This window comes from Thermoanaerobaculia bacterium (assembly GCA_018057705.1).
GTDB lineage: Bacteria > Acidobacteriota > Thermoanaerobaculia > Multivoradales > JAGPDF01 > JAGPDF01.
The window spans coordinates 13398-29823 of sequence record JAGPDF010000032.1 but is presented as its reverse complement, the minus strand read 5'-3'; the positions used below and the strand labels follow the sequence as shown (position 1 = coordinate 29823).

The 16426-nt window shown below is 64.4% G+C and carries 18 protein-coding genes; 13 read left to right on the top strand and 5 right to left on the bottom strand.

All coding sequences use genetic code 11. The features are described 5' to 3' along the window. Window positions 1-2 precede the first annotated feature (2 nt). Window positions 3-4184, top strand: coding sequence for a DNA-directed RNA polymerase subunit beta' (gene rpoC / locus KBI44_11710; GenBank protein MBP9145144.1), 4182 nt, complete (start codon window positions 3-5; stop codon window positions 4182-4184). A gap of 94 nt (window positions 4185-4278) precedes the next feature. Here the strand turns inward: rpoC and KBI44_11705 are convergent, their stop codons facing one another. From KBI44_11705 to KBI44_11685, 5 genes are read right to left on the bottom strand one after another with little or no spacing between them, the layout of a single operon-like run. Then, window positions 4279-4509: a thioredoxin family protein gene (locus KBI44_11705; protein ID MBP9145143.1), complete on the bottom strand. Its 231-nt coding sequence runs from the start codon at window positions 4507-4509 to the stop codon at window positions 4279-4281. Window positions 4510-4542: 33 nt separating this feature from the next. Continuing rightward, window positions 4543-5580 carry a permease gene (locus KBI44_11700; protein MBP9145142.1) on the bottom strand — a complete coding sequence of 346 codons (1038 nt, stop codon included), beginning with the start codon at window positions 5578-5580 and terminating at the stop codon, window positions 4543-4545. Beyond that, window positions 5577-6686, bottom strand: a complete 1110-nt coding sequence (gene arsB / locus KBI44_11695) for an ACR3 family arsenite efflux transporter (GenBank protein ID MBP9145141.1) — start codon at window positions 6684-6686, stop codon at window positions 5577-5579. The genes KBI44_11700 and arsB overlap by 4 nt, the downstream gene beginning before the upstream one ends. Before the next feature lies 1 nt (window position 6687). After that, window positions 6688-7125: an arsenate reductase ArsC gene (locus tag KBI44_11690; protein ID MBP9145140.1), complete on the bottom strand. Its 438-nt coding sequence runs from the start codon at window positions 7123-7125 to the stop codon at window positions 6688-6690. Further along, the gene (locus tag KBI44_11685) at window positions 7122-7544 is read right to left on the bottom strand and encodes a winged helix-turn-helix transcriptional regulator (GenBank protein MBP9145139.1); all 423 of its coding nucleotides are present in this window, start codon (window positions 7542-7544) and stop codon (window positions 7122-7124) included. The genes KBI44_11690 and KBI44_11685 overlap by 4 nt, the downstream gene beginning before the upstream one ends. A 254-nt stretch (window positions 7545-7798) precedes the next feature. On the opposite strand from KBI44_11685, the gene rpsL reads away from it, so the two are divergent. The 12 genes from rpsL (at window position 7799) to rpsC (ending at window position 16412) form a co-directional block, all read left to right on the top strand. Next, complete coding sequence (rpsL, locus tag KBI44_11680; GenBank protein MBP9145138.1) at window positions 7799-8173, top strand: 30S ribosomal protein S12; 375 nt, start codon at window positions 7799-7801, stop codon at window positions 8171-8173. Window positions 8174-8185: 12 nt separating this feature from the next. Beyond that, window positions 8186-8656, top strand: coding sequence for a 30S ribosomal protein S7 (gene rpsG / locus KBI44_11675; protein ID MBP9145137.1), 471 nt, complete (start codon window positions 8186-8188; stop codon window positions 8654-8656). Window positions 8657-8824: 168 nt separating this feature from the next. After that, window positions 8825-10900, top strand: coding sequence for an elongation factor G (fusA, locus tag KBI44_11670; GenBank protein MBP9145136.1), 2076 nt, complete (start codon window positions 8825-8827; stop codon window positions 10898-10900). 36 nt (window positions 10901-10936) lie between these two features. Continuing rightward, on the top strand, window positions 10937-12142 hold the full coding sequence (gene tuf, locus KBI44_11665; GenBank protein MBP9145135.1) for an elongation factor Tu: 1206 nt from the start codon (window positions 10937-10939) through the stop codon (window positions 12140-12142). Window positions 12143-12182: 40 nt separating this feature from the next. Further along, entirely contained in the window at window positions 12183-12500 is a 318-nt protein-coding gene (rpsJ, locus tag KBI44_11660) for a 30S ribosomal protein S10 (GenBank protein ID MBP9145134.1), read from the top strand. 49 nt (window positions 12501-12549) lie between these two features. Next, window positions 12550-13179 (top strand): 50S ribosomal protein L3, encoded by a 630-nt coding sequence (gene rplC / locus KBI44_11655; protein MBP9145133.1) that lies wholly within the window; start codon window positions 12550-12552, stop codon window positions 13177-13179. Window positions 13180-13246: 67 nt separating this feature from the next. Then, entirely contained in the window at window positions 13247-13870 is a 624-nt protein-coding gene (gene rplD, locus KBI44_11650; GenBank protein ID MBP9145132.1) for a 50S ribosomal protein L4, read from the top strand. Continuing rightward, window positions 13867-14157 (top strand): 50S ribosomal protein L23, encoded by a 291-nt coding sequence (locus tag KBI44_11645; protein ID MBP9145131.1) that lies wholly within the window; start codon window positions 13867-13869, stop codon window positions 14155-14157. Before rplD ends, KBI44_11645 begins: the two co-directional genes overlap by 4 nt. 18 nt (window positions 14158-14175) lie before the next feature. Then, on the top strand, window positions 14176-15003 hold the full coding sequence (rplB, locus tag KBI44_11640; protein ID MBP9145130.1) for a 50S ribosomal protein L2: 828 nt from the start codon (window positions 14176-14178) through the stop codon (window positions 15001-15003). A 15-nt stretch (window positions 15004-15018) separates the two neighbouring features. Next, on the top strand, window positions 15019-15318 hold the full coding sequence (gene rpsS, locus KBI44_11635; GenBank protein ID MBP9145129.1) for a 30S ribosomal protein S19: 300 nt from the start codon (window positions 15019-15021) through the stop codon (window positions 15316-15318). Window positions 15319-15330: 12 nt separating this feature from the next. Next, complete coding sequence (rplV, locus tag KBI44_11630; protein ID MBP9145128.1) at window positions 15331-15759, top strand: 50S ribosomal protein L22; 429 nt, start codon at window positions 15331-15333, stop codon at window positions 15757-15759. Between the two features lie 2 nt (window positions 15760-15761). Then, entirely contained in the window at window positions 15762-16412 is a 651-nt protein-coding gene (rpsC, locus tag KBI44_11625; protein ID MBP9145127.1) for a 30S ribosomal protein S3, read from the top strand. Window positions 16413-16426: the final 14 nt, after the last annotated feature.

Below are 16426 nucleotides of genomic sequence, written 5' to 3'. Positions count from 1 at the left end.
TATTGCAACCCCTTCGCAGTTTTGACAAGCCGAGAACGTTGAAGGATTTCAACGCGATCAAGATCTCGATCGCGTCGCCGGAGAAGATCCGTGCCTGGAGCCGTGGTGAGGTCACCAAGGCCGAGACCATCAACTACCGGACCTTCAAGCCGGAGCGTGACGGGCTCTTCTGCGCCAAGATCTTCGGTCCGATCACCGACTGGGAGTGCCTGTGCGGCAAGTACAAGCGCATGAAGCACCGCGGCGTGGTCTGCGACAAGTGTGGCGTCGAGGTCACGCGGTCCCGCGTGCGCCGCGAGCGCATGGGCCACATCGAGCTCGCGAGCCCGGTGTCGCACGTCTGGTTCTTCAAGGGGCTGCCTTCCCGCATCGGCCACCTGCTCGACATCTCGCTGCGCGACCTGGAGCGCATCCTCTACTTCGAGAGCTACGTGGTGATCGATCCGATCGACACCGAGCTCAAGGAGAAGGAGCTCCTGTCCGAAGAGCGCTTCCGCGAGCTCCGTGACCAGTACGGCGACGGCGGTTTCGTCGCCAAGATGGGCGCCGAGGCGATCAAGGAGCTGCTGCGCCGGATCGAAGTGGACGACCTCTCCGAAGAGTTGCGCGTCGTCATGCGTACGGAGACCAGTCAGATCCGCCGGCTGAAGGCGGCGAAGCGCCTGAAGGTCGTCGACGCATTCCGGCGCTCGGGCCACAAGCCGTCGTGGATGATCCTCGACGTGCTGCCGGTGATCCCTCCGGAGCTGCGGCCGCTCGTGCCGCTCGACGGCGGACGATTCGCCACCAGCGACCTGAACGATCTCTATCGCCGCGTCATCAACCGCAACAACCGGTTGAAGAAGCTGCTCGAACTGCGGGCGCCGGAAGTCATCGTCCGCAACGAGAAGCGGATGCTCCAGGAGGCGGTCGATGCCTTGTTCGACAACGGCCGTCGCGGCCGGGTCCTCAAGGGCTCGAACAACCGCCCGCTGAAGTCGCTCTCCGACACCCTGAAGGGCAAGCAGGGCCGCTTCCGCCAGAACCTCCTGGGCAAGCGCGTGGACTACTCGGGCCGTTCGGTCATCGTCGTGGGCCCCGAGCTCTCGCTGCGCGAATGCGGCTTGCCGAAGAAGATGGCGCTCGAGCTCTTCAAGCCGTTCATCTACAACAAGCTCGAGCTCAAGGGCTTCGTCGGCACGATCAAGGCGGCGAAGGAGATGGTCGAGCGCGAGGAGGACGAAGTCTGGGACGCTCTCGAGGAGGTCATTCGTGACCACCCCGTGATGCTGAACCGGGCGCCCACTCTCCACCGTCTCGGCATCCAGGCGTTCCAGCCGAAGCTGATCGAGGGCAAGGCGATCCAGATCCATCCGCTCGTCTGCGCGGCCTTCAACGCCGACTTCGACGGCGACCAGATGGCCGTGCACGTCCCGCTCTCGCCCAAGGCGCAGATCGAGTGTCACGTCCTGATGCTGGCGGCGAACAACATTCTGTCGCCGGCGCACGGCCGTCCGCTCGCCGTGCCGTCGCAGGACCTCGTGCTGGGCGGTTACTACCTCACGATGTCCAAGAAGGGCGCCAAGGGCGAGGGCAAGTCGTTCGTCGACTTCGACTCGGTGCTCCTCGCCCTGCACGAAGGCGTGGTGGAGACCCACACGATCATCCGGGTCCGCTACTCGGGTCTGTACGCCAACCTCGAGACGCAGGTCGACAACCAGGACGTCGTTCACGCCGAAGTCGAGACGATGGACAAGGCTCTGATCGAGACCACCGTCGGCCGGGTCATCCTCAACATGAACCTGCCCGAAGAGATCCCGTTCATCAACGGCCTGTTGAAGAAGCGCGGCCTGCAGGATCTCGTCGGATACTGCTACATCAAGCACGGCAACGATCTGACGGTCAAGATGCTGGACGACCTGAAGAAGATCACCTTCCTGTACGCGACCAAGGCCGGCATCTCGATCGGCGTCGAGGACATGGTGATCCCGGCGGCCAAGCAGTCGATGCTCGACCAGGCGAAGACGGAGGTTCTCGAGATCGAGAAGCAGCGCTCCGCCGGTGTCATCACCCAGGGCGAGCGCCACAACAAGATCATCGACATCTGGCATCGCGTCACGGAAAAGGTCTCGGAAGAGATGTTCCGCGAGATGAAGAAGGTCGAGAAGGAGCGCGACGAGTTCAACCCGATCAACATGATGGCCGACTCCGGCGCGCGAGGCTCGCGTGAGCAGGTGCGACAGCTGGCCGGCATGCGCGGACTGATGTCGAAGCCCTCGGGCGAGGTCATCGAGACTCCGATCACGGCGAACTTCCGCGAAGGCCTCTCGGTTCTGCAGTACTTCATCTCGACCCACGGCGCCCGCAAGGGCCTCGCGGACACCGCGCTGAAGACGGCCGACTCCGGCTACCTGACGCGCCGTCTGGTCGACGTCGCGCAGGACGTGATCATCAACGAGCCGGATTGCGGCACAATCGACGGCATTCACGTTTCGGCGATCATGGAAGGTGGAGAGATCCTCGAGGCCCTGCGGGACCGGATCGTCGGTCGCGTCAGCCAGGAGGACATCTACGATCCGATGACCGGCGACGTTCTCATCGAGGTCGGGTCCGACATCACCGAGGAGCTCGCGAACGCGATTCAGGGGGCCGGCATCGAGCGCGTGAAGATCCGCTCGGTGTTGACCTGCGAGACGCGCCGCGGAGTCTGCATCGCCTGCTACGGACGCAACCTCGCGTCGGGCCGGCAGGTAGAGATCGGCGAGGCGGTGGGCGTCATCGCCGCGCAGTCGATCGGCGAGCCCGGAACGCAGCTCACGATGCGTACCTTCCATTACGGCGGTACGGCCTCGCGGGTGTCGGAGCAGTCGAAGCATCAGGCCAAGAATCCCGGAACGGTGCGCTTCCTCAACGTCTCCACGGTCGACGCCAAGACCGGCGACCTGATCGTCGTCAACCGCAACGGCAAGCTCCTGATCACCGACTCCAAGGGTCGCGAGAAGGAGCGTTACGCGCTCGCCTACGGATCGCGGCTTCACGTCCAGGACGGACAGGAAGTCGAGACCGGCACGGAGCTCGTCGAATGGGATCCGTTCACGTCGTCGATCCTCTCCGAGATCGGCGGCACCATCGAGTACCGCGACATCGCCGAGGGTGAGAACGTCCGCGAAGAGACCGACAAGGTCACCGGCCTCTCGCAGCGCATTATCGTCGAGGCTTCGGCCAGCGAGAAGCGCATCCCGGCGATCGTGGTGAAGGGCGCCGGGACCGACCGACGCTACATCCTGCCGTCGGGATCGCACCTCATGGTCAACGAGGGGCAGATCGTCACGGCCGGCGACGTGCTGGTGAAGATCCCGCGCGCCGAGGCGGCCAAGACCAAGGACATCACCGGCGGTCTGCCGCGGGTGGTGGAGCTCTTCGAAGCCCGCAGTCCGAAGGAGCCGGCGATCATCACCGAGGTGGACGGTACCGTCCGGCTGGGCGAGATCCACAAGGGCATGCGCCGCGTCACCGTCGAAGGGGACACGCAGGAGAATCGCGAGTACCTGGTGCCGCGCTCGGTGCACGTCAACGTTCAGGACGGCGAGCGTGTTCATGCCGGCGACCCGCTGATCGACGGCCCGATCAACCCGCACGACGTTCTTCAGGTGCTGGGCGAGAAGGAGTTGCAGCGCTACATGACCGACAAGATCCAGGAGGTCTACCGGTCGCAGAGCGTGCAGATCAACGACAAGCACATCGAGGTCATCGTCCGGCAGATGATGCGTTCGGTGAAGATCGAGGAAGTCGGCGACACCGAGTTCCTGGTCGACGAGCAGGTCGACCGGTGGCGTTTCCAGGAAGAGAACGAGCGCGTCATCGCCGCAGGCGGGCGGGCCGCGATCGGCCGGCCGCTGCTTCTGGGCATCACCAAGGCGAGCCTCTCGACCGACAGCTTCATCTCGGCCGCGAGCTTCCAGGAGACCACGCGGGTGCTGACCGAGGCGGCTATCTCCGGCCGGGTCGACTACCTGCGCGGCCTGAAGGAGAACGTCATCGTCGGCCGGCTCATCCCGGCGGGTACTGGCATGGCGCCGTACCACGACTTCCACATCGCGGAAGATCTGCCGGAGATCACCCACCCGGCGGACGACGAGATGTACTTCGACTTCGGCGACGACGAGATCCGCGCCCTGCCCCAGGAGGTCGCGGAAACGGAGTAGCGTCAGCAGCAGGGCATGCAGGCGCGGGCGGCTTCTGGCCCGGGAACGGGGACTCTTGAGTCCCTGTTTCCGGCTTCAGCAGCCGCCCTTTCCTTTAGAACCAGCTTTCGATCTTGCTGCGCGACGGCACGCCCCCGGCATGAACGACCTGGCCGTCGAGCACGACGCCGGGAGTCGCCAGGACGTTGAAAGCCATGATTTGCCGGATCTCCTCGACCTTCTCCAGGTGGATCTCGACGCCCTTTCCGCGGGCGATCTCTTCGATGAGCTTGACGGTATTCCTGCAGTTGGAGCAGCCGGTGCCCAAGACCTTGATCTCTCTCATGGTGTATCTCTCCTGTGCGAGACGAGCCGGGAATCAGAGAACCGCGTTGAACAGGTAGCCGACGATCAGGATGCCGGTGGCGACGACGGCGACGAAGGTGGCGATCAGGCGCCACTTGAGGACCTTGCGCAGGATGACCATCTCGGGGAGCGAGAGCGCGATGACGCTCATCATGAAGGCGAGCACGGTTCCGAGAGCCGCACCCTTGGCGAGCAGCGCCTGCACGACCGGGATCACTCCGGCGGCGTTGGAGTACATCGGTATGCCGATGAGGACGGCCAGCGGCACCGACCACCAGGCCCCCTTGCCCATGAAGCTGGCCATGAAGGTCTCGGGCACCCAGCCGTGGATGGCGGCGCCGATGGCGATACCGGCCAGGATGTAGGGCCAGACCCTGCCGACGATCTCGCGGACGCTCGTGAAGCCGGCTGCGATCCGATCGCCCAGGGTGAGAACCGTATCGTCCGCGGACGCCTCCACGCGCGGCATGTTGCGCACCCAGTCCTCGAGGTAGGCCTCCATCTTCAGGCGGCCGATGACCCAGCCCGCGATCATCGCGACCGCGAGACCGAGGCCGAGATAGAGGGTGGCGATCTTCCAGCCGAACATGCCGAAGAGCAGGGCCAGCGCCACCTCGTTGACCATCGGCGCCGAGATCAGGAAGGAGAAGGTGACCCCCAGCGGCACCCCGGCCTGGACGAAGCCGATGAAGAGCGGCACAGCCGAGCAGGAACAGAACGGCGTCACGATGCCGAGCCCCGCCGCCATCGCGTTGGCGACGCCTTCGGTGCGACCGGCGAGCAGGGCTCGGGTTCGCTCCGGCGTGAAATGGGAGTTGACCATCCCCATTACGAAGACGACGCCCGTGAGTAGCAGGAGGACCTTGGGAGTGTCGTAGAAGAAGAACTGCAGGGCACCGCCCAGATGGCTGGCGCGATCGACCGGTAGAGCGGCCACGAGCGCTTCGGAGCCTGGAACGAGGATCCGGTACAGTGCGAACCAGGCTCCGCCCGCGAGCAGCAGCAGGGCGCGGGGGTGCTTCTGCGGGAAGCGCAGGGCGAGAGTCGTCATGCGGCTCCGGCGACGCGCGGAACCTCACTGAAGAGGCGGCGCTTCAAATAGAGACTCACGTGGACCAGGCCGATGAGCACGGGCACCTCGACCAGCGGCCCGACCACGGTCGCGAAGGCGATCGGTGAGGAGATGCCGAAGACGGCGATGGCCACCGCGATCGCGAGCTCGAAGTTGTTGCCCGTGGCTGTGAACGCCAGCGTCGCGGCGCGAGGGTAGTCGGCGCCGACCTTCCACGCCATGAAGAAACTGAGCAGGAACATGATGGAGAAATAGGCGGCCAGCGGAACCGCGATCCACAGCACGTCCAGCGGCTGGGCGATGATCCGCTCGCCCTGGGTCGAGAACATCACCACGATGGTGAAGAGAAGCGCCACGAGCGTGATGGGAGAGATCCGCGGAATGAACTCGCGGTCGTACCAGGCCGCGCCCCTCCACGACACGAGAATCAGCCGACTGAGAATGCCGGCGGCGAACGGGATGCCGAGGTAGATCATGACGCTGGCGAAGATCTCGCCGATGGTCACGGGGACGACGGCGCCCTCCATCCCGAAGAGCGGCGGCAGGACGGTGATGAAGACCCAGGCGTAAAGGCCGAAGGTGACGATCTGAAAGACGCTGTTGAGGGCGACCAGGCCGGCCGCGTACTCGCTGCTGCCCCGGGCGAGCTGGTTCCAGACCAGCACCATGGCGATGCAGCGGGCGATGCCGACGAGGATCAGGCCCACCATGTAATGGCTCCATTGCTCGGAGGGGCCGAACAACGCCGGCGCGACGAAGCCGAAGAAGCCGATGGCCAGGAGGAACATGAGGACCGGGCCGACGACCCAGTTCTGCAGCAGCGACAGGCCGAGGATCTTCCGATCGGCGAAGACCTTCGGCATGAGCTCGTACTTCACCCTGGCGAGCGGCGGATACATCATGAGGATCAGGCCGGCGGCGATCAGCAGGTTGGTGTGTTCGCCGACGGTCAACGCGGCGTTGAAACGCTGCACCGAAGCCTGGAACAGGAACCCGGCTCCGACGCCGACGCCCATGGCGAGAAAGATCCAGACCGTCAGGTAGCGGTCGAGCAGTGACAGCTTCTTGAAGACGCTCGGTTCCATTTCAGTCTCCTGCCTTCGTTGCGGGAGAGTGCCCTTCCTGCTGCAGCCAGGCCGCAATGCGCCGGCTGAGCTCGTCGCGTACCGACCGGAAGCGCTCGAGGCTCGCTTCCTCCCCCTCGTCGTGTCCGGCGGGATCGGGCAGCGGCCAGTGCAGGCGACGAACCGTGCCGAGAAACACGGGGCAGACCTCCTCGGCGCAGAGGGTGATCACGGTGTCGACCGTGGCCCGATCGATCTCGTCGACCGACTTCGAGCGCTGACCCGAGGTTTCGACGCCGATCTCGCCCAGTGCCCGGATGGCGAGCGGGTTGACCTGCGAGGGCGCCGAGCCGGCGCTCTGGACCCGCAGGCGTTCGCCGGCGAGCTGCCGGGCGATCCCTTCGGCCATCTGGCTGCGGGCCGAGTTGGCGACGCAGAGGAAGAGGACACCGCGGGTCACGATGCCACAGCCTTGCGGACGTCGATCGCCGCCAGGCCGAGCTCGGCGGCGCAGATCGTGGCGATCGGAATCTCGCGCAGGCGGGCGACGACCGCTCGATCCGTCCCGGCAACCGCGCCGTGTGCAAACAGGGCGAGCAGCGGAGGCAGCAGGGCGGCGGCGGCGCCGTCCGTCCGCAGGCGGTAGAAGACCAGCTTGCCCTCCTTCCGGTCGGCGAGAAGCCCACCCCGGCTGAGCACCGAAAGGTGCTGCGAGACGGTCGAAGGGGCGAGCTCCAGCACGGCGGTCATCTGGCAGACGCAGAGCTCGCCTTCATGCAGCATGGCCAGAATACGGAGGCGAGCGGGATGGGCGAGGCCCTTGGCCGTCTCGACGAGCTCATCGAGGTGGGCCGAGTCGTCACTTCGTCGATTCGTCATGTCACGAATTATAGGCAATTCGAGGGCTCCACAACCCCCTGAAAGGGTGGTGGGCCGGCCGGCTCGCTGAAAACTGCAAAAGAGTCGTCCCACTTCGCTTGACGGACGGTTGTCGGAGATGGTACTTTTCCTCTCCCCCCGCTGTAGTCCCCAGGACCAGTCGGGCAGTGCGAGTCGTAGCAAGTGGTCGGGCTGTGTCCCGGCCACCGGCGCGTCTCGGTTTCGAGGATCGAAGAAATCAGGAGTCTGTTCGCATGCCGACGATTCATCAGCTGGTCCGCGAGGGTCGCCAGCGCGTCATCAGCAAGACCAAGAGCCCGGCTCTGCAGCAGGCGCCGCAGCGCCGGGGAGTCTGTGTCCGCGTCTACACCCAGACCCCGAAGAAGCCGAACTCGGCGCTGCGCAAGGTCGCCCGGGTGCGCCTGACCAACGGAATCGAAGTCACGACCTACATTCCGGGCGTCGGGCACAACCTTCAGGAGCACTCCATCGTCCTGATCCGTGGCGGTCGTGTGAAGGACCTGCCTGGTGTGCGCTATCACGTCATCCGCGGAACGCTCGACTCCGTGGGTGTACAGAACCGCCGGCAGGGGCGCTCGAAGTACGGCGCCAAGCGGCCGAAGTCGTAACGGAGTCGATCGATGCCCAGGAGACGGGAAGTACCGAAGCGAGACGTTCTGCCGGACCCGCTTTACGGTTCGCAGCTGGTGACCAAGTTCGTCAATGTCGTGATGCGCCAGGGCAAGAAGACGGTCGCCGAGCGCATCCTGTACGATGCCCTCGAGACGGTGAAAGAGCGCACCTCCGACGATCCGGTCAAGGTGTTCAAGCGGGCGATCGAGAACGTCAAGCCCGCTGTCGAGGTCAAGTCGCGGCGCGTCGGCGGTTCGACGTATCAGGTGCCGGTCGAAGTCAACCCGAGCCGCAAGCTCGCGCTTTCGATCCGCTGGCTGATTCAGAGCGCGACGAAGCGCGGCGAAAAGACGATGAAGGCGAAGCTCGCGGGTGAGCTGCTGGACGCCGCCGAGAATCGCGGTGGCGCGATCAAGAAGAAGGAAGACACCCATCGCATGGCCGAGGCCAACAAGGCCTTCGCGCACTACCGCTGGTAGGCGCCCTCGCGGGTGAAGTGATGCCGGCCGATCGTCGATCGCAGATCGCTGATCTTCGATCGTAGCCGGCGGTAAGACGAAGCTGAAGCGGCGCGGAGCTCCCTCAAGCTCCATTTATGCCGCTTACGATAGACGAGAGATCGAGCGTTCCTTCGGGGCGCAAGGATTATGGCGAGACAAGCACCCCTGTCGATGACTCGCAATATCGGCATCATGGCTCACATTGATGCTGGTAAGACCACGACCACCGAGCGGATCCTGTTCTACACCGGGGTCAACTACAAGATCGGTGAAGTCCACGAAGGTACTGCCACCATGGACTGGATGGTCCAGGAGCAGGAGCGCGGGATCACCATCACCGCGGCGGCGACGACCTGTTTCTGGAACAAGTATCGGATCAACATCATCGATACTCCCGGTCACGTGGACTTCACTGCCGAGGTCGAGCGCTCGCTGCGCGTGCTCGACGGCGCTGTCGCCGTGTTCGACGCCGTGGCCGGCGTCGAGCCCCAGTCCGAGACCGTCTGGCGCCAGGCCGACCGCTACAAGGTGCCCCGCATCGCTTTCGTGAACAAGATGGACCGGATCGGCGCCGACTTCGATCGCTGCGTGTCGATGATGGTCTCGCGGCTCGCCGCGTCGCCGGTCGTCATTCAGTTCCCGTGGGGTCGCGAGGAGAATCTCAAGGGCATCATCGACCTCGTTCGCATGCAGGGCATCGCCTACAAGGACGAGACCATGGGCGCCGCCTACGAGCTCGTCGATATTCCGGAAGAGTACCGGGAGCGGGCGAAAGAGCTGCGCGAGAAGATGGTCGAGGCGATCGCCGAGACCGACGACAAGCTCCTGGAGAAGTACCTTTCCGGCGAGGAGATCACCAACGAGGAGCTCAAGGCGGCCCTGCGCATCGCGACGATCACCAATCGTCTGCAGCCGGTCGTCTGCGGCAGCGCGTTCAAGAACAAGGGCGTCCAGCCGCTGCTCGATGCCGTCGTCGACTACTTGCCTTCGCCGGACGACATCGCGCCGGTGCAGGGGCTGGAGCCGGGCACCGAGAAGACCGTCGAGCGTTCGATCGAAGAGGGGCAGCCTTTCGCGGGTCTGGTTTTCAAGATCATGAGCGACCCGTTCGTCGGGCAGCTCGCCTTCTTTCGCGTCTACTCGGGGCACGTCGCATCGGGCACCGGTGTGTTGAACGCCACCAAGGACTCGAAGGAGCGCATCGGCCGTCTTCTCAAGATGCACGCCAACAAGCGCGAGGAGATCTCCGAGGTCTGGGCGGGCGATATCGCCGCCGCCGTCGGTCTGCGCAGCGTGACGACCGGCGACACGATCTGTGATCCGCAGCACCCGGTCGTTCTCGAGGCGATGAACTTCCCCGAGCCCGTGATCTCGGTCTCGATCGAGCCCAAGACCAAGGTCGACCAGGAGAAGCTCGGCCTCGCCCTCGGCAAGCTCATGCAGGAAGATCCGACATTCCACGTGCACACCGAGCCCGACACCGGCCAGACGCTGATCTCGGGCATGGGCGAGCTGCATCTCGAGATCATCGTCGACCGTCTGGTTCGTGAATTCAACGTCGGCGCCAACGTCGGCAAGCCGCAGGTGGCCTACAAGGAAACCATCACCCAGGAGGCCGAGGGCGAGGGCAAGTTCGTGCGTCAGACCGGCGGTCGCGGCCAGTACGGTCACGCCAAGATCCGTCTGCGACCGACCACCGAAGCCGAGTTCATTTTCAACAACGAGATCGTCGGCGGCGTCATCCCCAAGGAGTTCATCAAGCCGATCGAGCAGGGAATCCGCGAGCAGCTGGACAACGGTCCGCTCGCCGGCTATCCGATCTCCGGCGTCGAGGTGGAGCTCTACGACGGCAGCTATCACGACGTCGACTCCTCGGAAATCGCCTTCAAGATCGCCGGTTCCATGGCTTTCCAGGACGCCTCGAAGAAGGCCAAGCCCGTCCTCCTCGAGCCGATCATGGCGGTCGAAGTGGTCACGCCCGACGAGTACATGGGCGAGATCATCGGCGACCTGACCTCGCGGCGCGGCCGCGTGCAGCACATGGAGCCGCGCGGCAACGTGCAGGTGATCGCCTGCAAGGTGCCGCTCTCCGAGATGTTCGGCTACGCGACGGACGTGCGATCGATGTCGCAGGGCCGCGCCAGTTACACCATGCAGTTCGCCTCTTACGAGCAGGCGCCGAAGAGCGTCAGTGAAGAAGTTATCGCGAAGGCCGCCGGCTGAGGCCGGCGCCTTTTCGGGACGATACGGAGATCAGTCATGGGCAAGGAAAAGTTCGACCGCACCAAGCCGCACGTGAACGTTGGAACGATCGGTCACGTGGACCATGGGAAGACGACGCTGACTGCGGCGCTGACGAAGGTCGCCGCTGACAAGGGCTGGGGCAAGTATGTGCCGTACGACGAGGTGGCGAAGGCTTCCGAGTCGCAGGGCCGTCGTGACCCCACGAAGATTCTGACGATCGCGACGTCGCACGTCGAGTACTCGACGGCGAACCGCCACTACGCGCACGTCGATTGCCCCGGTCACGCGGACTACGTGAAGAACATGATCACGGGAGCGGCGCAGATGGACGGCGCGATCCTGGTGGTTTCGGCGGTGGACGGCCCGATGCCGCAGACGCGGGAGCACATCCTGCTGGCGCGTCAGGTCGGCGTGCCCTACATCGTGGTGTTCCTGAACAAGTGCGACATGGTGGACGATCCGGAGTTGCTGGACCTGGTGGAGATGGAGGTTCGCGACCTGCTGTCGTCGTACCAGTTCCCGGGCGACGACACTCCGATCATCCGCGGCGCGGCGATCAAGGCTCTGACGGGCGATCCGGGTCCTCTGGGCGCGGAGTCGATCATCAAGCTGTACGAGGCTCTGGACACCTACATTCCGATGCCGGAGCGCGACGTGGACAAGGCGTTCCTGATGCCGATCGAGGACATCTTCTCGATTTCGGGTCGCGGCACGGTGGTGACGGGCCGGATCGAGCGCGGCATCGTGAAGGTGCAGGACGAGATCGAGATCGTGGGCATCCGGCCGACGCAGAAGTCGATCGTGACGGGCGTCGAGATGTTCCGCAAGCTCCTGGATCGCGGCGAGGCGGGCGACAACGTCGGAGTGCTGCTGCGCGGCACGAAGAAGGACGACGTGGAGCGCGGGCAGGTGCTGGCGAAGCCGGGTTCGATCACGCCGCACACGGTGTTCAAGGGCGAGGTGTACGTGCTGACGAAGGAGGAGGGCGGTCGTCACACGCCGTTCTTCAACGGCTACCGTCCGCAGTTCTACTTCCGTACGACGGACGTGACGGGAGTGGGGACGCTGCCGGCCGGCACGGAGATGGTGATGCCCGGCGACAACGTGAACCTTTCGATCGAGCTCATTGCTCCGATCGCGATGGAGAAGGGCGTGCGCTTCGCGATCCGCGAAGGCGGCCGCACCATCGGCGCGGGCACCGTCACCGAAGTGGTCAAGTAAGCGGACCTGGTACCAGTCGAGAAAAATTGAGGATTAGCACATGCTGAACGAGAAGATCCGCATCCGCCTGAAGGCGTTCGATTACCGCATCCTCGACACCTCGACCTACGAGATCGTCGATACGGCCCGTCGGACCGGAGCCCGGGTCGTCGGTCCGATTCCGCTGCCGACGCACATCTCGCGTTACACCGTGAACCGCTCGCCGCACGTCGACAAGAAGTCGCGGGAGCAGTTCGAGATTCGTACGCACAAGCGTCTGTTGGACATCTACGAGCCCACGAGTGGAACGGTGGACGCCCTGATGAAGCTCGAGCTGCCCGCTGGGGTGGACGTCGAGATCAAGGCGTTCGGCAAGTAACCCGAATCCACCGAAACCAGGAACTGGGCGAGAGCGAGAGGGTCGGACCATGGATGGAATGCTCGGAAAGAAGCTGGGGATGACCCAGATATTCACAGCGGATGGAGACACGGTGCAGGTCACCGTGGTGGAAGTCGGTCCGTGCGTCGTGGTGACGCGGCGTACCGCCGCGAAAGACGGCTACGATGCCGTTCAGCTCGGCCTGGTCGAGGTGAAGCCCCCGCGGCACGTCACCAAGCCGCAGCAGGGACACTTCAAGAAGGCCGGTGCGACTCCGACTCGGAAGCTCGCGGAGTTCGAGATCACGGCCGACGAGGCCTGGGCGGCCGGAGACCAGGTCAAGTGCTCGATGTTCCAGGAGAAGGATTTCGTGGACGTCGTCGGCACCAGCAAGGGCAAGGGTTTCCAGGGTGTGATGAAGCGCCACGGATTCAAGGGTGGTCGCGCGACCCACGGCTCGATGTTCCATCGCGCCCCGGGCTCGATCGGCGGCTCGTCCTTCCCGTCGCGCGTCTATCCCGGCATGAAGGGAACGGGGCGCATGGGCGGCAAGCGGATCACGACCAAGAACCTTCTGGTGGTCAAGGTCGACGAAGAGAAGAATCTGATCTATCTGCGCGGCTCGGTGCCGGGCGGCGAAAATGGCTACGTCGCGCTCAAGCGCGCGAAGCGCGGCTGAGCGGCTTCCAAGTGGTCAGGACTGGCTCGGACGGGCTCAAGATGGTAAAGCGAGAGGTTGGTAAGCGATGAAGATCGCGGTCAAGAACTTCGACAACAAGCAGGTGAAGGAGCTCGATCTCCCCGCGGAGATCTTCTCCTACCCCTACAAAGAGCACCTGATCCACCTTGCGGTGCATGCGTACCTGGCGGGCCTGCGTTCCGGGACCCACAAGACCAAGACGCGGAGCGAGGTGTCGGGCGCCGGCAAGAAGCTCTGGAAGCAGAAGGGCACGGGACGGGCGCGGATCGGAAGCATCCGCAGCCCCCTCTGGCGCAAGGGCGGCACGGTCCACGGACCGGTCCCGCGCGACTACAGCCAGGATCTGTCGACGGGAGAGAAGAAGAACGCTCTCAAGTCGGTGCTTTCGCGCAAGGCGAAGGAGGGCCGCATCATCGTCCTCGAGAACCTGGCCGTCCCGAGCCACAAGACTCAGGAGCTCGAGGCGATCCTCACCAAGGTGGGCGCCGAGGGCAAGATCCTGGTGGTGGACGCGCGCGACAACCGGAATCTGGATCTGGCGTCGCGGAACCATCCGGGATGGAAGACCGTCGACGCGTTGGCGGTCAACGTCTATGACGTCGTCGACAGGCCGTATTTCGTGGTCAGCGAGCAGGCGCTCGCGCGCCTCGTGGAGGTTCTGGGAGCATGAGAATCCAGGAGATCATCCGGCGTCCCCTGATCACCGAGAAGTCGAGTCTGCAGCGCGAGAGCACGAACGTGTTGACCCTCGAAGTCGATATGCGGGCCAACAAGATCGAGATTCAGCGCGCAGTGGAGGCTCAGTTCAAGGTCAAGGTTGCTGAAGTGCGGGTCGCCAAGATGCACGGCAAGGTGCGCCGCCAGGGCCGTTTCGCCGGCCGCCGTTCGGACTGGAAGAAGGCTTTCGTCCGTCTGGCTCCCGGTGAGAAGACCATCGATTTCTTCGAAGGCGCGTAAGAAAGAGAGCTTGGGAAGATGGGTATTCGTCAACTCAGACCTACGAACGCATCGAGCCGGTTCCAGAGTTTCCCGGACTTCGGCGAGATCACGGAAAGCCGTCCGCTCAAGTCGCTGACCAGCGGCAAGATGGGCACCGGCGGCCGCAACAACCAGGGGCAGCTGACCAACTGGTTCCGCGGCGGCGGGCACAAGCGTCGCTATCGGGCGATCGACTTCAAGCGCGACAAGCACGGGGTTCCCGGCACGGTCGCGTCGGTCGAGTACGATCCGAACCGCTCGGCTCGCATCGCGCTGATCCACTACGCCGACGGCGAGAAGCGCTACATTCTCGCCCCCGAAGGCCTCATGGTCGGGATGGTCGTGGTCTCCGGCGAGAAGGCCGAGATCAACCTCGGCAATTCGCTGCCCCTGCGGCTGATTCCGCTCGGCACGGTGATCCACAACATCGAGCTCAAGCGCGGCAAGGGCGGGCAGATGGTCCGTTCCGCCGGCGCCGGAGCGCAGCTGATGGCGCGCGAAGCCTCGCAGGCCCAGGTGAAGCTGCCTTCCGGCGAGGTTCGCAGAGTGCACATCGAGTGCTACGCGACCATCGGCCAGGTGGGCAACCTCGAGCACGAGAACGTTTCGTACGGCAAGGCGGGCCGGCGCCGCTGGCTCGGCCGCAAGCCCCACAACCGCGCGGTGTCGATGAACCCGGTCGATCACCCGATGGGCGGCGGCGAGGGAAAGACCTCTGGCGGCAGGCATCCCGTCACTCCCTGGGGTGTGCCGACCAAGGGCTACAAGACCAGAAACAACAAGCGGACTGATCAAGTGATCGTTCGCCGCCGGGACAAGAAGTAGGAACGGAGAGTCGGCATGGCGCGTTCACTGAAGAAGGGCTACTTCATCGACAAGCATCTCCACGACAAGGTCGTGGCGATGAATTCGAGCGGCGAGAAGCGGGTCATCAAGACCTGGTCCCGGCGTTCCACCGTGATTCCCGAGATGGTCGGGCACACTCTCGCGGTCCACAACGGGACGAAGTTCATCCCGGTCTACGTCAGCGAGAACATGGTCGGCCACAAGCTGGGCGAGTTCTCCATGACCCGGACGTTCCGCGGACACAGCGGCAAGAAGGCGGCGGAGAAGTCCGTCGCCCCCAGGCCGAAGGCGTAAGGGGGTAGGGTAATGGAAGCCATCGCGCATCTGCGCCACCTCCAGGCGTCGCCCCAGAAGGTCCGGCTCGTCGTCGATCTCATCCGCGGAATGGACGTGGAAGAGGCCGCCGTCGTCCTGCGGACCACCAACAAGTCGGCCGCGAGGCCGATCGAGAAGCTCTTGAAGTCCGCGGTGGCCAACGCCGAGAACCGCGACCAGAACGTCGATGTCGGCAAGCTCTACGTCAAGGAAGTCTTCGTCGACGGCGGGCCGACGCTCAAGCGCATCCAGGCGAACACCATGGGTCGCGCGTTCCGGATCCTCAAGCGTCAGAGCCACGTGACGATCAAGCTGGATACGCGCAAGGCCGGTTCGGGCGCCGTTGCCAGAGTTCCCGCCGCCAAGGCGCCTGCCAAGTCGCAGAAGGCCGCCAAGCGCACCGCCAAGGGAGGGAAGTAAGCGTGGGTCAGAAAACGCATCCGTACGGATTCCGGCTGGTCTACAACAAGACCTGGCACTCCCGCTGGTACGCGGAAGGTGATTACTCGAAGCTTCTGCACTCGGATCTGAAGCTCCGCGCCGACCTGAAGAAGCGCCTCGGCCATGCCGGGGTGTCAGAGATCGACATCGAGCGCGCCGCGGACAAGATGCGGGTCACCATCTACACCTCGCGTCCGGGAATCATCATCGGTAGGAAGGGCGCCGAGGTGGACAAGCTCCGCGACGACCTCGCCAAGATGACCGGCCGCGAGATCCACATCAACATCCAGGAGATTCAGCGTCCCGAGCTCGATGCCCAGCTGGTGTCGGAGTCGATCGCCGGACAGCTCGAGCGCCGTGTCTCCTTCCGCCGGGCGATGAAGAAGGCCATGGAGTCTGCCTTCCGGTTCGGCGCCAAGGGCGTGAAGATCATGGTTGCCGGCCGCCTCGGCGGCAGCGAGATCGCGCGCACCGAGTGGTACCAGGAGGGGCGTCTCCCCCTGCACACCCTCAAGGCGGACATCGACTACGGCTTCGCCGAAGCGCGGACGACCTATGGAGTCATCGGCTGCAAGGTTTGGGTCTACAAGGGCGATCTGCTCAAAGAGAAGAGCCGCCGGGCTACGGCGTAAGCGAGGAACTGATA

Bases quoted from the DNA above. Each gene is read 5' to 3' on its own strand.
- KBI44_11705 (MBP9145143.1), bottom strand. From the start codon at position 4,509: ATGAGAGAGATCAAGGTCTTGGGCACCGGCTGCTCCAACTGCAGGAAT.
- KBI44_11700 (MBP9145142.1), bottom strand. From the start codon at position 5,580: ATGACGACTCTCGCCCTGCGCTTCCCGCAGAAGCACCCCCGCGCCCTG.
- arsB (MBP9145141.1), bottom strand. From the start codon at position 6,686: ATGGAACCGAGCGTCTTCAAGAAGCTGTCACTGCTCGACCGCTACCTG.
- KBI44_11685 (MBP9145139.1), bottom strand. From the start codon at position 7,544: ATGACGAATCGACGAAGTGACGACTCGGCCCACCTCGATGAGCTCGTC.
- rpsL (MBP9145138.1), top strand. From the start codon at position 7,799: ATGCCGACGATTCATCAGCTGGTCCGCGAGGGTCGCCAGCGCGTCATC.
- rpsG (MBP9145137.1), top strand. From the start codon at position 8,186: ATGCCCAGGAGACGGGAAGTACCGAAGCGAGACGTTCTGCCGGACCCG.
- fusA (MBP9145136.1), top strand. From the start codon at position 8,825: ATGGCGAGACAAGCACCCCTGTCGATGACTCGCAATATCGGCATCATG.
- tuf (MBP9145135.1), top strand. From the start codon at position 10,937: ATGGGCAAGGAAAAGTTCGACCGCACCAAGCCGCACGTGAACGTTGGA.
- rpsJ (MBP9145134.1), top strand. From the start codon at position 12,183: ATGCTGAACGAGAAGATCCGCATCCGCCTGAAGGCGTTCGATTACCGC.
- rplC (MBP9145133.1), top strand. From the start codon at position 12,550: ATGGATGGAATGCTCGGAAAGAAGCTGGGGATGACCCAGATATTCACA.
- rplD (MBP9145132.1), top strand. From the start codon at position 13,247: ATGAAGATCGCGGTCAAGAACTTCGACAACAAGCAGGTGAAGGAGCTC.
- KBI44_11645 (MBP9145131.1), top strand. From the start codon at position 13,867: ATGAGAATCCAGGAGATCATCCGGCGTCCCCTGATCACCGAGAAGTCG.
- rplB (MBP9145130.1), top strand. From the start codon at position 14,176: ATGGGTATTCGTCAACTCAGACCTACGAACGCATCGAGCCGGTTCCAG.
- rpsS (MBP9145129.1), top strand. From the start codon at position 15,019: ATGGCGCGTTCACTGAAGAAGGGCTACTTCATCGACAAGCATCTCCAC.
- rplV (MBP9145128.1), top strand. From the start codon at position 15,331: ATGGAAGCCATCGCGCATCTGCGCCACCTCCAGGCGTCGCCCCAGAAG.